We start from the raw sequence: 13,838 nt of genomic DNA, 5'->3' as shown, positions 1-13,838 counted from the left end.
AGGCCGGATGCCCGGGCCACGGCTGGGGTAGAACGGACGCCGGGCGCCCTCCCGTACAGGAGGGCCCCCGCACTCATCCCAGCCGGGCCCGCCCGGCGAGATCGAAGGACATCAGCATGGCCAGCGGCACCGTGAAGTGGTTCAACGCCGAGAAGGGCTTCGGGTTCATCTCCCAGGACAACGGGGGCCCGGACGTCTTCGCCCACTACTCCAACATCACCGGCAACGGATACCGGGAGCTGACCGAGGGCGAGCAGGTCACCTTCGATATCACCCAGGGCCAGAAGGGCCCCCAGGCCGAGAACATCGTCCGCGGCTGAGACCACACCCCCGCAACGCCCTGTACGGACTGCTGTGTAGAGTGGCAGCACCGACGCGGGGTGGAGCAGCTCGGTAGCTCGCTGGGCTCATAACCCAGAGGTCGCAGGTTCAAATCCTGTCCCCGCTACTGAAGAGAGGCCCGGCCCCGGCCGGGTCTTTCCGCATTTCCCCGGCCCTGCGCCACCGTGACACCGCGCAGCCGAACCAGGCCCTGCCGCGCTGGCAGCCATCACTCCAGGGGGACGGCATTGACCGGCGCGCCGTGGCGCAGCTGGATGGCCGCGGCTGTGGCCAGGGCAGCGCCGATCACCTTCGCGCGGCCGCCGATGACGATCCGTGCATCATCCAGGGTGCTCAGCTGGGCATCGATCGTGGCACGGCGGCCGACCACTTCCACCTCGTACCGGTCGTTGGCGCGCTGTCGCACTACGTAGGTCTCCAACCCAAGCTCACATTCCCACAGCCCCGGCGCGGTCTCAGCCAGATCAACGAGCGCACGAACCTGGTCCAGCGGGCTCTCCACCACTGGATGCTCCTCGTCGGCGTGCGCTTCGAACGCCCGCCGTGCGAGCAGCGCGAAGGGGTACCGGCCTACCACGCCACACCGAGGGCACTCGAGCATGAACCGGTCCGGGCCCTCGTTCTCGTCCCTGGTGATCTCCGGCCGCAGCCCGTTCACCACGAGGTCGGGCACCGCACCCCTGCGCGATCGTCGGCTCACCGTACCCGCCCTTCGTGCTGGTGCTGACGGCGTCCGCGTTGCCCCACAATGGGCCGACAGCACGCGCCACAGGATCTGGGGAGCGAAGTGGCGGCCGGGCCTCTAGGCCAGAACGTGACCGAGACCCTCGCCACGTCCCGGCGAGTCTGAGAGCCCCGGCCGGCGTCAGCGCGCGGGATCATCATCTCGAGGCTGCGCGTACGGACCAGGGTGCAGCCCGCGCACCACCCGGTGCTCCCATCCGCGGGCGGTGACGGCCGCGAGGACGGAACCGGTCCGCGGGGTCGTCACGTCTTCCGCGGCCTTGGCGGCCGACCCTGCGAGGTCGGCTGCTGCCTGGGACAGATCCTCGGCCTTCTCCTTGAGGAAGGTCCACTGCCCGCGCTCCAGGGCCTGTGCGGCGCGGGAGACCAGGTCGAGGACTTGGAGATAGTCGGAGGTGAGGCGGGACTCCTCCCCGGTCAGCCCGAGGGGATGCCCGTCGGCGTCCAGTTGCAGTTCGTCCACCCGTGCACGTTACCGGCCCGGCCCGACCCGCAGCGTCGACTTCGTCCGGATGGCGAAGCCTTCGGGAGCCGACCAGCCAATTCCTGAACCAGGAAGGCCGATTCCCCGCGAAGCGGCCCCAGGGTGCGCGCGCCTCCGTGGACCCTGTCGTTACGGCGAGACCGGGGACACCATGAGGGCCATCGGCCTGTCACCAGACCGCTCGATCGGGCGGCCCTGCACCGTTTACGTATGCTCCGCGCCACCCGCTCGCCTCCACGGCCGGCGGTGCACCCGGGCGGCCAGCCTCGGGGCGGAGAACGAAGAACGGGAGGAACGATGCGCGGCACAACGGTGGCCGACCGTTACCGGCTGGTGGACGCGATCGGCAGCGGAGGCATGGGCGAGGTATGGAGCGCCGACGACCTCCAGGAAGGCCACCGGGTCGCACTCAAGATCATCAAACTGGATGAGGGCGGTGCCGTACGCGAGGCCGCCTTCCGCCGGGAAATCGGCGTCGCCCAGCGCCTTTCCCACCCGCACGTTGTCACCGTTCACGACCACGGCGCCGCCGACGTCGGCGGCCGGCGCACCCTCGTCCACGCCAGGGACCGCGTAAACGGCCCGCCCCTGAGCGACCTCACCACCGGCCCGCTCTCCCTCGCGGACACCCTGACCTGGGCCACCCAGATCAGCCAGGCCCTGCTCGCCGCCCACCAGGCCGGAATCGCCCACCGTGACGTCAAGGCCTCCAACATCCTCATCGACCACCGGCGCACCGCACTACTGTGCGACTTCGGCATCGCCCGCCTCACCGACACCACCAGCCACACCCTGACCGTCACCGGCGCCCCCTCGGCACCCCCGCCTACATGGCCCCCGAACAGGTCCGCGGCGACAAGAACGCGGGCGCCCCCAGCGACCTGTACGCGCTGGGCTGCCTGATCCACCAGCTCCTCACCGGCACCGCCCCCTTCACCGGACCCAGCTGGCACATCCTCCACCAGCACCTACACGAAACCCCCACCCCCCTGTCCACCCTGCGCCCCAACGTTCCCCGCGAGCTCGAGCACCTGGTCCTTGAGCTCCTGGACAAGGACCCGGCCCGCCGGCCGACCGCCGCCAACACCCTCGACCGACTCACCCAACTGCACTCCGCCCTCGCTGCGATCGCCGCAGCGCCGACCGCCACACCCCACCGGCCGCACGTACCCACCGTCGTGGACACCCCCCATGCCGCCGGCCGCCGCCGTGGCCTGGGCCCCCGCACCACCGCCCTCTGGGCCGGCGCCGTCACCGCAGCCGCGCTCGCCGGCGAACTCGCCTGGACCACTACCCTGCCCTCCCCGTGGCCGACCACGATCGGCACCCTCGGCGGCATACTCCTGAGCACCCTCTACCTCCTGGACCCGCCCCAGCCGACCCGTCCGGGAGAACTGCGGATCACGACCGCCGGCCTGCTCGCCGCGCTGCTCCTCGCCTCCGGCACAGCCGTAGCCCTCCCACTCCTTCACCCCACGATGTGGTGGGCGGAGATCGCCACGGCTGTCCTGGGCGGCCCCCTGCTCGTCGCCTGCTCCAGCGCCGTACGCCGGACCGTTCAGCACATGCTGCAGCGTCCTTCCTGGCACGCCGACCTGGCTTCGACCGCCGGCGCTCTCCACACGACCACCCTGCTGCTCGCCGCCGGCCACGCCGGCTCCTCCGGGTTCACCATGCTGGCCGCCGGACTCGTGCTCTGGCCCGCCACCGCACTGATCACCGCGATCGCCACCTCCCGCAGGACCCGAGATGGCCACGCCGAACGCGCCGAGCCCGCGCGGCCCGGCCGCACCGCGGCCACCTCCGACGGCGCCCGAACCCGGCGTGTCACCCCTGCCAGACCTGCCGTTATCCAGACATGAAGGATCCCACCACCATCACCGGCGACACCGTGCCCGCAACCGCCATCGACCAGCTCTTGGCCACGGCGGACTGCGACTTCGGGGCGCGCTCGCTCGCGAACACCACTCTCACCGAAGAGGCGGCGTACGCCTACGAGCTCGCACACGGGCTGTCCGGCGGCGGCGACCTCCATGCCGACGCTCACCAGGCCGGCATCAGCAACCTCCTCGGCAAGACAGTCCCCGCAGCCGTCGCCTTCGCACTGCACCACCTCGGAGCACTACTGCCCGACCTGACGGCACCACAGTGGGAACGCATCGACGCAGCCTGCGCCGCCCTGCACCCGCGGATCGCCCGGGATCTCTCCGGAGCCAACGGCACCGACACCGCCACTCTCTCGGCCACGCCCCGCACATCCCCACACTGATATTCCCCGACTCCCCGTAGGCACAGGCCGCACCACGGCCACTGGAAAACTCGTGCGCTCCCACTGTCACACCGCACGCTCTCCGCACACCTGTAGCAGGTGAGAGCGGAAAACCACCCTGGGAGCAGCACGTGACAACCCACCTGACGCCGTACACGCCCCGCCGGCAGCGGGGCCTTCCCACCCTCGACGCAGATCGCGCCGCGCCACGCCAGACCGCCACCGACGCGACCGCGCAGGCCCCGCCTTCGGCCCGCCCCTTCCCCTTCGACCCGGGGACCCTCGTCGTCCTGGTGGGCATCCCCGGCTGCGGAAAATCACGCTTCGCCGCCCGCTACCCGGCCAGCTGGCGGGTGTCCCTAGACGAATACCGCCTGGCTGCGACCGACGACATGACGGACCAGTCCGCCACCCCCGTCGCCGCCCAGATCCAGACCCTGCTCCTTGACGCCCGCCTCGCCCGCCGCCTCACCACCCTGGTCGACGCGACCAACATCTACCCCCACGTCCGCGCCGGCCTGCTGGCCCGCGCCCGCTACTGGCAACGCCCCACCACCGCGATCCTGTTCGACATCCCCCTGGAGACGGCCCAGGCCCAGAACGCCAACCGCGCACGCGTCGTGCCCACGAGCGTGCTGCGCGACCTCCACCCGCAGCTTCCCACGGCCGGACAACTGCGCAGCGAAGGCTTCGACGCTGTGCACCGTGTCGGCGACCTCGCTGCTGTCGACGGGAGGACGCGATGAGCGGGACGCTCGTGAACGACTTCTTCGCCGGCGTCGAGTCGCGCCAAAACGCCTGGCCCGCAGGGCGCGCCGACCTCCACTGGCACCTGCTCTTCGACACCGAGACCGTGCACAAGAAGCTGGTGGCGCCGTACCGGGCGATAACCCACCGGCCCGGGCTGGCCCCCGTGGCCGCGCCGTGGTTGCACTGCACCGTGCTCCACGCCGGCCCGGTCGCCGAATACCGCGAACAGCAGATCGCGGACATCGTCGAGCGGGTCGCCAAGGAGTGCGCAGACGTCGCCGCGTTCGATCTCACCTTCGATCGCCCGGGAGTCGGCACGGTCGCCGTCGAGTGCGCGGCCCGACCCGGCGAGCCCGCGCGCCGCCTGTGGGAAATCACGGCCCGCGTCGACGCCGAAGCCACCGGCGGCCGCTATCCCCTGATCCCCGCCGTCTACTACCCGCACGTCTCCCTCGCCTACGGCACCACCGGAGACGTCCGCGCCGACCGGCGCGAACTGAAGCAGGCCCTGTCCGACCACCCGGGCGAGCCGGTCGTCCTGCGCGCCGATCGCCTGTGCCTGGTCGCCCAGTCCCACGACCGTCGGCACATCACCTGGACCCCGATAGCAGAGGTGACCCTGCAGTGAGATTCCGTCGCGCCAGCAAGCAAGCAACCCCCATAGCCACCCTGCCCCTGCCTTCGGCCGCGGACATACCGGCCGACCTGCACCTGACGATCCTCGTGCTGTCCGACGGCACCGTCCACGGCGCCAACGCCCCCGCGGCCGGGACCGGCGCACTGATGGGCTCAATGCACGCCGCATGGCCGCTGGCCCAGGCCGAGGCCCAGCGGCTGGGCAGGCCGGTGCGGGTGAGCGTCGGACAGCAAGACGGCACGATCACGGCCTACATCGTGTACCCGGACGGACGGCTGGATCCGGCTCCCACTCACCCGCAGCCGGCGATGCCCGACCATTTCGACTCGCGGTGGCTGGACGGCGCGCTCAACCAGCACCCGATGGTGGAGGCGGTCCGCGCCGCCCACTGCGCCACCGACTGGCGCGCCGCGCAGGTCGCCGCAAGCCGGATGGCCGCATACGTACGCGCCGAGCTCGGCGACGACCACCCCCACACCGTCCTGGCGGCAGAATTCGAGGCCTTCTTCGCGCTCCACGCACGCGACTGGACGGCTGCAGTCCGCCTGTACACGGCGGTGGCCGAAGGCCGGCACCGCCTGTCCGCCCCGCCCGGGGACACCCAGCGGGCACTGCACAACGCCGTGGCCGCCTGGCTGAACGCCCGCACCGATCGCCTGAGCGGCGCCCACGGCTACGCCCTGGCGCACCTCCTGATCCGTATAGCCCCGCACGACCACCAGGCGCTCTCCGCCGTCTTGCGGAGCTTGCCGCCCGCGCCCAGCGCGTGAGCACAACCGACTGGACCACCGGCGGCCGCCGCCACGGCAGGGCACCGCACCGCACCACCGCACCTTGTAGAAGGAGACCAGCGTGATGTCCGTTGTCCTGTTCGACATCGCCTTCCTGGAGACGACCAAGCCGCGCCCCTGCCTGTTCTGCGGTGTGCTGGTCGAACACGACCGCCGCCCCTACGTCTGGGGCACCCGTACGGACGGGACACGATCGTTGGTGTGCGGCGAATGCCACGGGCACCAGGTCCCCGAGGCGGTCGACCGCTACTACCGGGCCACCCTGCGTACCGCGGCAGCCGTGGCCGACAACATGCGAGCAGTGGCCGGCGACTACAGCGAGCTCGACGTGCAGAGGCCGCAGTGGCGGGGCCAAGCCGTTTCGCGGGGCCTCCCCGTGGGCCAGGCGGCACGGGAGCTGACCGCGAGGGAAGTACAACAGGCGTTGTTCGACCAGATGGACGCCAGGCAGCAGGCGGCCGGCTATCTGGCGGCCGTGGCCTGAACGCGGTCCCCGGGCCGGGCCGCTGCCGACTATCGAATGTCAGGTACTGCGCCCGGTGCCCTCCGGTTCCAAGAAACCGACTTATCTCTTCATCGATCACCACAATCTAAGGTATGTCCATGTCACGCACACGTATCGCCGCCACCGCCTTCACCGCCGTCCTGGGTCTGACTGCCCTGACCGGCTGCTCCTCCACGGACTCGGAAGACGAAGCGGGCAAGCCCCTCACCAAGCAGTTCGAACAGGGCGAGATCACCCAGGCCCTTCCCGGCGCCGGCGAAGTGCTTCCCCGGTGGGAGCCCTACAAGGGCAAGCGCGTCACCAGCGAGGGGCAGTACTGCACGAAGTCGGAGCAGAAGGGCGCATCTCCCAAGGGATGGATGAGGGGCGGCAGTGCGTGGTTCATCTACGACGGCTCGACCGACAACATGATGGACATCGACATCTGCCAGTTCGACACGCCTGAAGACGCCAAGAGCGCCTACACCGCGTGGAAAGGCACGGAGTCGAACAAGGAACGCGCTCCGAAGAAGCCGGTGGGCGAGGAGTCCGTGTTCGTCATGAACCCCGGGCTGAGCGAGAACGAGATCCACGGCTTCATCCGCTCGGGCACCGTCAATATCCGGATCACGTTGCAGGGCGCCGGGGAGGACACCACCGGCATGCAGGACATGCTGGCCGCCACACTCAAGCGCCTGCAACAGGTCCAGGACGGCAAGCGCGCCACAGCCACAGCGGGAGACGAGGCAGCCAAGAACGCGAACAAGTAAGCCAGCCACCCGACAAGCCCAAGCCCGGCAGCCGCCGTGGCCATCCATGGTGAAACAGCAGCTGATGCACGGGTTCCCACTGGCTGAAGAACGCGGTGACGAGGCCGTCGAGCTCCTGGTTGCCGAGCCGCCTGGTCGCCGTGTGCTCAGGTTCGCACGGGTTGCCCGGCAGCCGCAGGCGATTCCCTCCCGCGGCCCTTCCGGACAGCCTCAGCGCTCAAGATTGCCGGCGCCGCTCAGGTCCAGTCCGGCCCCACAAGCCCCGCCGGCTCGTCAACACCAAGCTGAAAGGTAAGGCGCGCGTGTCCTTGACCCCGAACATACGCCGCCCGTCGCGACGGGCCTTCCTGCTCACCGCAGCAGTCGGCGCCCTTGGCGCCGGCACCTGCACGGGGTGGCAACTCATGCAGGACGAGGACGTCCCGGCCCCTCCACTGCGCACACCACTGTGGACCTTCGAAGCCGACGATGACCTGCGTTCCGACTGGGCTCGCGACGAACACAGATTCTTCGCCTCCACCGAGTACCCTCCCCGCCTCCTCGCCGTGGATGCCGCGAGCGGGCGGGCCGGCTGGAAGGTGCAGCTGGGCAAGGAGTACCGGGAGAGCGGGCCCCTTGCCGTGGCCGATGGCACCGTGTATCAGGTCACCGAAGACGGCGTGGTGCGGGCGCACCGGGCGGAGGACGGGCAGGAGTCGTGGTCTGCCGGGCCGGTTGGGACCGGGACTCCATGGACGCCCGTGGTACTCGGCTCCACCGTCTGTGTCCACCTGATGGCCAGCACCGACGACGACGGGCCTTTCGCGCCCGGCGTCTTGTGCGGCCTGGACGCCGACACCGGGCGCGAGCGCTGGACGGCCCCGCCCTCCAGGATCTTCATGGCACTGCCGAAGCAGCAGCTTCTCCTGGCTCGCACCGGTGAGCTCGCCGGCGGGCAGAGCGACCTCCGCCCCGTCGGGGCTCTGGACCCTCGCACGGGCACGGCACGCTGGAAGGCTCCCGCCTTCGGCCAGGAGGACGCCGTCGCTCTCGCGCCGGACGGTGACACCGTCTACCTGCTCGACGAACAGCACCGGCTGTGCGCCTACAGCACCGAAGCCGGTGAACGCCGGTGGCGGGCGGACGCCATGGACGGGGTGATCACCGCTACGAAGGACGGCAGCACGGTGTACGTCTGCACCTCCCGTGGTGACCTCGCCGCCTACGACGCCGCAAGCGGTGAACAGCGTTGGCGGCGGACCGTCACCAACGACGTCTGCCGCCCCATCCCCGTCCAGCATGACGGGCGCGTCTTCCTCACATCGGGAGAGGGACTCGGTCATGAGAGCGCTGGTGACCTGCTGGGTGAGCTGTTCGGCATGGGGGGCGAGCGTGGCTACGTGCTCGCGCTGTCCGCGGACAGCGGCAAGAAGCTGTGGCGCACCGATCGCCTGGAGACATGCTGGTCGGCCCCCTGTGCAGCCGGCGAGGACGTGATCGTCGCACATGGCTCGGCATGGTGGGCCTACAGTGCCCGCACCGGCAAGCCGACGTGGCGCGTGGCTACCGGTGACTCCTACTCAGGCAGCTTCGAGGTCATATCGGGCGTCATGTATGGCATCGCCGGCAAGGCGATCCAGGCTGTCCATCTGTGAGTCGTCGACACCTGGCGCTTCCAGTGCCCGTGCTGTCCTTGAAAGAGCCCGCGGGCTGCGCCTCCCGGTTGGCTACGCTCTCTTCAGCCCGACCAGGCAGCCTTCAACCTGGGGACGGCCCGACAGCGTAGGGGGGAGCAGATGACCGCTGAGAACACGCCCACCGAGACAGGCTGGGCGCCCGTCGTCGTGAAGCCGGACCACCTGCGAGCCCTCACCACGCTCTCCTCCGACCCCGACTGGGACCGCTCCGTCCTGGTCGCCAACCGTGCCGGCACCTTGAGCGTGGTCACCCCCGATGCCGCCGTGACCGGCTGCCTTGCCGGGACGATGAGGCTGCTGGCCACCCGAGCGGACCTTCTCGACGCGGGCCTGCGCGAGTCCTGGAAGGCGGGGCGGCTCACCGGCCCCGTCCTCGACGTGTGCACGGCCGAGGCCGCCTCCCTCAACGCTGTCGAGCAAGGCGCCGCATGAGCATCAACCAGCCCAGACGCAATATGCAGACCAGGAGAGGGAACACGATGAAGCGAACCGTGCGGCCCGGACAGCTCTACCGGGACCTCGCGCGCGACATGGTTGACCGGGACCGCCAGCTGCGCGTGCTGGCCATCGGCGACGACGGCCGCGCCGAGTGTCTGGTCGAGCACGACCACCACGGCACGACCGGAGGCAAGAGGTTCATCAAGACCGAAGCCCTGGCTTCCCCATCCAAATACGAGCTCCTCGAAGAGGCGGACGAAGTCACCGCCGACCCTCGGTACACGGCCATACTGGCCGCGATCACCGCGATCCACCACCCGCAAACCACTGCGGCGGAATACGCCCGCGCCGCGTGGTACGCCCTGCCCTCTCCCCTCCAGGCAGCGCAGTGCCCCAAACCCGCAGGCCCTGGAGATGCTGCACACCGGCACGCGGAACCGGCCGGAGCCGCCTGACGGCCCAGCTCTACGGCAGCAACGCCAAGATGGCCATCCCCGACGGCGTCGAGCCCGCCTGTCCGGCCTTGTCCACAGTCCCGGCCGCAGCCAAGGACACGGACGCGTCGCCCCGATGCAGCACCGTTGACCACTCCACCCATGGCGAGGCACACAAGGCCGACGGGACCAACTAGCCAGGCTCGCCCACCGAGCCTTCCGCAGCGGGCCGACGCGGCGCCACCGGGCCGCCCGGTGCGCCCAGCTGGGCAGCGCCCGGTGCCGGCGGCGACGAGCGGCCCACACGGCGGATGCCCAGCCAGTGGCGGCCACGCTACTGGGGCGCTCCGAGGTCCAGGCCGAGCTCGGTGGTGACCTCGCGGACGTACGCCGCGCCCTGGTCAGTGAACCGCCCGGGTTCCGCCAGCATCCTCTCGACCCGGACGACGACGTCGTCGATGAGGTGGGTCAGCAAGACCAGGAACCCGGGCCCGTCACGCCAGGCCACGTCCTCGGTGCCCAGCCGCCACTGCCGCAGTCGGCCGGTTTCGACGGCCTCCCACACCGGCTGCCAGGCGGCCTGCCCCTCGAGCGCCACACGCCCGTAGAGGTAGTCGTTGAGGCGCTCCGGCGGGGTGGCCCGACTGGGCTCAAGGGGCGCCCGGCGCCCCTTGAGCGCTTCCATCCACAGCAGGACCCATGCCCAGCTCGGCTTGACCACGTCTTCGTCCGGGGACGGCAGGGACAAGAGCTGACGGCACACCTCGTGTGCGACGTCGTCGCCGAGAAAGCGGGAGTCGCCCATGCGGCGGTAGGTGACTTCGATCCACCCGGTGGGCATGCGGTAGGCGTTGACGTACTGCCCCGACCGCGACAGCACGATGGCGTTCGGCCATCCCCCGATCTCGCCTTCCGGCTTGTCGGGGTGCGGAGGGCGTTCCTGCGGGCGGAGGAACAGCAGCGCCAGGACCGACGGGCCCATGCGCGCGCCGGCGGTCCGTGCCCATAGCTCCTCGGGGGAGTCGAACCCGAAGAGCTCATCACCGTTGGGCATCCGCCGGGCCGGCGGCGCTGCGAAGAGAGCCGGGTCGGTCCGATCGGTGAAGTCGACCGGCACCACCCACGCACGGGCCGTCTCCCGCTCCTGCTCGGTATACCCGGCCACCGGCACAAGATGCCGACTGGAGGTCATGCGCAGGTAGTCTCCGGACTCCGCGGCGAGGGGCATCTCGCACAGTCGTCCGTCCCGCTCGCTGATCACCGCCTCCACGTCAGGACGCAGCGCCGACGTCGTCTCGGCCGGCAGTTGCCGGGGGTCGACGAGTGCGAACAGCTCACCACCCGCCGGACCGACGGCGTCCAGATGCGCGGCCCGCTCCAGCGCCGAACGCGCAACTTCCTGCAGCAGCCCCCGCTCCAGGACGCTCCCCTCATCCTGCTCGAGCGGCCCGGCCGACGCAGCATCGTCCGCCTCGTCCGCGGACAACAGCTCGACCGGAGTCTGGGCACCGCTCCACGGCCGCAGGGCCGCACCCGAACTGTCCACCACCGCCTCAAAACGGCGCTGGTCCAGGCAGACGCGCAGCTCCTGATCCCTGAGCGTGGCGACGCGCCGGAACAGGGCCGACAGGTAGCCGGCGTAGCCGCCCAGCTGCTCCTCGTCCGCGTCCTGGGCGTCGAGTTCGTCCGGGGTCCAGTCATCCGAATCGGTGAACAGCAGGCGGGACCGGGGCGGCACGCCCTTCTCCAGGCGTTCCAGGGCTTTCGCCCACGCCGGTTGTGGCACCGGGGCGAGAACGATGCGGCCGCACAGCCCGGGCTGCCGGAGCATGAGCCGGCGGCGTTCGTAGCGGCATCGGAGCCCGGGCACCCCGTACGACGCCATGACCGGGCTGTTGTGCCCCGCCAGCACCCCCAGCACATCGGGCAGTGCCTCCGGATCAACCCGGACCTCCAGCTCATTGGGCCGGGGAGAGACATGGCGCAGGCCGAACCGGCCGACGGCGGAGACCGAGGCGGGTACGAGGCCGCCGAACGCCCGGACCAACCGCGCGAAGACCTGAGCCTCGAACAGCGCCTGCTGAGGATCGGCAGCCGGCGGAATCACCGGCGCGTTCGCATCGAAGGCCCGCAGTTCGGACTTGGCGGTGGCATGCGGCTCGCCGGTGGACTGGATCCGCAGGCGCGCGCGGTCCCTGAACACGTCGTTCGGCACAAGAAGTCCTTCCGCTACAGCATCCGGCCCTGCGCAGCGAAGGAAGTCGAAGAAAACGAGCACCGTCATGTCGCCAGATGTGCTTCCACCTGTTACTGCGGCGTGGCCGTGCCCCGTTTTGCCGCGATGTCGACGTCACCGGGCCGGCGGCAACGTGTACGGCATGGCTCTCCGAAAACCGCCAGGATCGTCCCACGCACGCATCGGCCCGCGCAACGCCGAGCCATCCCTCCCACGGCACCTGGACCCGGGCGGCTACTCCTCTTCTTCCTCTTCGGCGTCGCCGATGGCCACGCGCAGGTCGTGCATGCCCTCCAGGACCGTGATGAGCGCCGTCTCCGTCCGGCCCAGAGCGCGCCGGACACCTTCGACATCACCCTGCTGGAAGTTCAGCTCGGCGCTCAGCGCATCCACCGCGGCCACCACACACGCCCAGGCCGCCACCCGGCCGGCAGGTGTCTCCTCATCCTCGCCGCGGCCCACGATCTGCACCGCCGTGCGCTGCAAGCGGTTGAGCAGCACATTGGTCGCTAGAGCGCCCTCGGTCCCGACTTGGTCCAGCCAGCCGAAGACCGCATCGGCGAGATCGTCGAGCTCCTGGTCGCCGAGCCGGATGGCCGCGGTGAGCTCGAGCTCGACCTTCGCCAGGAGACTGCCCAGCAGCCGCACGCGATCCTCATCCTGCGGTCCTTCCGGCCACATCTCTGGGTCAAGGACCGGCGCTGCGCCCAGGGCGGCCAGCGCCGCACAGATCGCGTCCGGCCCCACAGGGTGCTCGCTCCTGATCGTCACACCCCAAGCTTCCGCGTCCGCACCCGGGCCCCTGCGTCTGGGCACGGCCCTCGGCGCGTCTGGCCCAGCGAACGGGCCGGTGCCCATGCCCCGCGCCGCGAGGGTGGCGCGAGGTGACGGTCGACCCGGCGCGTGTGTCGAGACTGGCGGGGGCTGGGCGCTTTCGAGCGTTCCGCCCTACGGCCAGGTGGCGCCGGTGACGGGGAGTCTTACCCGCACCAGTGTTCACGCTGCGTCGCCAGACGGTCGCGTGTAGCATCCACCTCGTGTGACACCCGCGATGTGCCTGTCCGGGACGCTCGCAGCCGGTCGGCCGCCCCTTGCGGCGAGCCCGACTGGGGCGCGGCCCTGGCACGCCGGAGCGGCCGCGCCCATGGCCGGGCTCTCCAGCCGGAGGCCCGACCACCGTGGGCGTACGCCCACCCGGAAGAACGGCGCGATCATGGGCCGTCACGCACAAAGGAAGGAAAGCCGTGCCCGCCTCACTAGGGCCGGCCTCCGCTGGCTTCTCCGGTTGATCATCGCCATTGCGGCGGCGGTCGCCGGGGCAGTGGCTAAGTGGTGGCTGGAGGTGGGGCACACACTGTGAGTGCCCCGCCGGGATACATCCGGCGGGGGACCACGAGGTAGAACTTCCTGAAGCCCGGCGCCACGCCCATGGTGTCGGGCTTCGCTGCGCCACCGAGGTGGTGCCGCAACGTCTGGCACCACCATAGCCGGGCCTGTCGGGCCGCGCGAGAACGACGACCCGGCCGGCCACGGCCCAGGCTGGTCACTGACTTCCATGGTCGGCCGAACGAGTGAACTGGGGCCCGCCGCTCTTGGCGCAGGCTGCGGCGCATACCGGGCCGCCCGGCGAAGGCGGCTGGCTTGAGGGCCCCGGGGCCGAAGCGCGCGCGAGCGCAGTCGGCCACATCCTCGATGGCGCGGGCGCGGTCGTCGTCCGGGCCGAACAGATCTGGGGGAGGGGAAGACGCCCGCGAAGGGCAGGCCCGGCGCGAGGCCGGGCGGC

General features: G+C 70.7%; 16 protein-coding genes and 1 tRNA gene. 13 read left to right on the top strand and 4 right to left on the bottom strand.

All coding sequences use genetic code 11. From position 1 onward, the window contains the following. The first annotated feature begins 116 nt into the window (after positions 1-116). Positions 117-320, top strand: coding sequence for a cold-shock protein (locus tag ACOTKD_RS30315; protein ID WP_424892190.1), 204 nt, complete (start codon positions 117-119; stop codon positions 318-320). 54 nt (positions 321-374) lie between these two features. Further along, positions 375-448, top strand: a tRNA-Met gene (locus ACOTKD_RS30310). A 102-nt stretch (positions 449-550) separates the two neighbouring features. On the opposite strand, the gene ACOTKD_RS30305 is transcribed toward ACOTKD_RS30310, so the two are convergent. Next, complete coding sequence (locus ACOTKD_RS30305) at positions 551-1,015, bottom strand: hypothetical protein (RefSeq protein WP_424892189.1); 465 nt, start codon at positions 1,013-1,015, stop codon at positions 551-553. A 192-nt stretch (positions 1,016-1,207) separates the two neighbouring features. Further along, positions 1,208-1,549, bottom strand: a complete 342-nt coding sequence (locus tag ACOTKD_RS30300) for a hypothetical protein (RefSeq protein WP_424892188.1) — start codon at positions 1,547-1,549, stop codon at positions 1,208-1,210. A 318-nt stretch (positions 1,550-1,867) separates the two neighbouring features. Between ACOTKD_RS30300 and ACOTKD_RS30295 the strand changes: the two genes are divergently transcribed. The 11 genes from ACOTKD_RS30295 (at position 1,868) to ACOTKD_RS30245 (ending at position 9,840) form a co-directional block, all read left to right on the top strand. Further along, a complete protein-coding gene (locus ACOTKD_RS30295; RefSeq protein ID WP_424892187.1) occupies positions 1,868-2,473 on the top strand; it encodes a serine/threonine-protein kinase in 606 nt (201 codons plus the stop codon). Beyond that, positions 2,401-3,432 (top strand): protein kinase domain-containing protein, encoded by a 1,032-nt coding sequence (locus ACOTKD_RS30290; RefSeq protein WP_424892186.1) that lies wholly within the window; start codon positions 2,401-2,403, stop codon positions 3,430-3,432. Before ACOTKD_RS30295 ends, ACOTKD_RS30290 begins: the two co-directional genes overlap by 73 nt. After that, positions 3,429-3,839, top strand: coding sequence for a hypothetical protein (locus tag ACOTKD_RS30285; RefSeq protein WP_424892185.1), 411 nt, complete (start codon positions 3,429-3,431; stop codon positions 3,837-3,839). The genes ACOTKD_RS30290 and ACOTKD_RS30285 overlap by 4 nt, the downstream gene beginning before the upstream one ends. Before the next feature lie 131 nt (positions 3,840-3,970). Then, positions 3,971-4,585 carry an AAA family ATPase gene (locus ACOTKD_RS30280; RefSeq protein ID WP_424892184.1) on the top strand — a complete coding sequence of 205 codons (615 nt, stop codon included), beginning with the start codon at positions 3,971-3,973 and terminating at the stop codon, positions 4,583-4,585. After that, positions 4,582-5,217: a 2'-5' RNA ligase family protein gene (locus ACOTKD_RS30275; protein WP_424892183.1), complete on the top strand. Its 636-nt coding sequence runs from the start codon at positions 4,582-4,584 to the stop codon at positions 5,215-5,217. Before ACOTKD_RS30280 ends, ACOTKD_RS30275 begins: the two co-directional genes overlap by 4 nt. After that, entirely contained in the window at positions 5,214-5,996 is a 783-nt protein-coding gene (locus tag ACOTKD_RS30270; RefSeq protein ID WP_424892182.1) for a hypothetical protein, read from the top strand. The genes ACOTKD_RS30275 and ACOTKD_RS30270 overlap by 4 nt, the downstream gene beginning before the upstream one ends. An 85-nt stretch (positions 5,997-6,081) precedes the next feature. Continuing rightward, complete coding sequence (locus ACOTKD_RS30265) at positions 6,082-6,501, top strand: hypothetical protein (RefSeq protein WP_424892181.1); 420 nt, start codon at positions 6,082-6,084, stop codon at positions 6,499-6,501. Positions 6,502-6,620: 119 nt separating this feature from the next. Then, entirely contained in the window at positions 6,621-7,271 is a 651-nt protein-coding gene (locus ACOTKD_RS30260) for a hypothetical protein (RefSeq protein WP_424892180.1), read from the top strand. A gap of 404 nt (positions 7,272-7,675) precedes the next feature. Further along, positions 7,676-8,905, top strand: a complete 1,230-nt coding sequence (locus tag ACOTKD_RS30255) for a PQQ-binding-like beta-propeller repeat protein (RefSeq protein ID WP_424892179.1) — start codon at positions 7,676-7,678, stop codon at positions 8,903-8,905. A 141-nt stretch (positions 8,906-9,046) separates the two neighbouring features. Then, complete coding sequence (locus tag ACOTKD_RS30250; RefSeq protein ID WP_424892178.1) at positions 9,047-9,379, top strand: hypothetical protein; 333 nt, start codon at positions 9,047-9,049, stop codon at positions 9,377-9,379. Between the two features lie 47 nt (positions 9,380-9,426). Then, positions 9,427-9,840 carry a DUF6354 family protein gene (locus ACOTKD_RS30245; RefSeq protein ID WP_424892177.1) on the top strand — a complete coding sequence of 138 codons (414 nt, stop codon included), beginning with the start codon at positions 9,427-9,429 and terminating at the stop codon, positions 9,838-9,840. Positions 9,841-10,153: 313 nt separating this feature from the next. Here ACOTKD_RS30245 and ACOTKD_RS30240 read toward each other — a convergent pair whose 3' ends face one another. Then, positions 10,154-12,034 (bottom strand): hypothetical protein, encoded by a 1,881-nt coding sequence (locus tag ACOTKD_RS30240; RefSeq protein ID WP_424892176.1) that lies wholly within the window; start codon positions 12,032-12,034, stop codon positions 10,154-10,156. 255 nt (positions 12,035-12,289) lie between these two features. Next, positions 12,290-12,826 (bottom strand): hypothetical protein, encoded by a 537-nt coding sequence (locus ACOTKD_RS30235; RefSeq protein WP_424892175.1) that lies wholly within the window; start codon positions 12,824-12,826, stop codon positions 12,290-12,292. Between the last annotated feature and the right edge of the window lie 1,012 nt (positions 12,827-13,838).

It is taken from the genome of Streptomyces sp. XH2, from assembly GCF_049725035.1.
Lineage (GTDB): Bacteria > Actinomycetota > Actinomycetes > Streptomycetales > Streptomycetaceae > Streptomyces > Streptomyces roseoverticillatus.
Note: the sequence above shows the minus strand (reverse complement) of the source record. Positions and strands in the feature narration are given on the sequence as shown.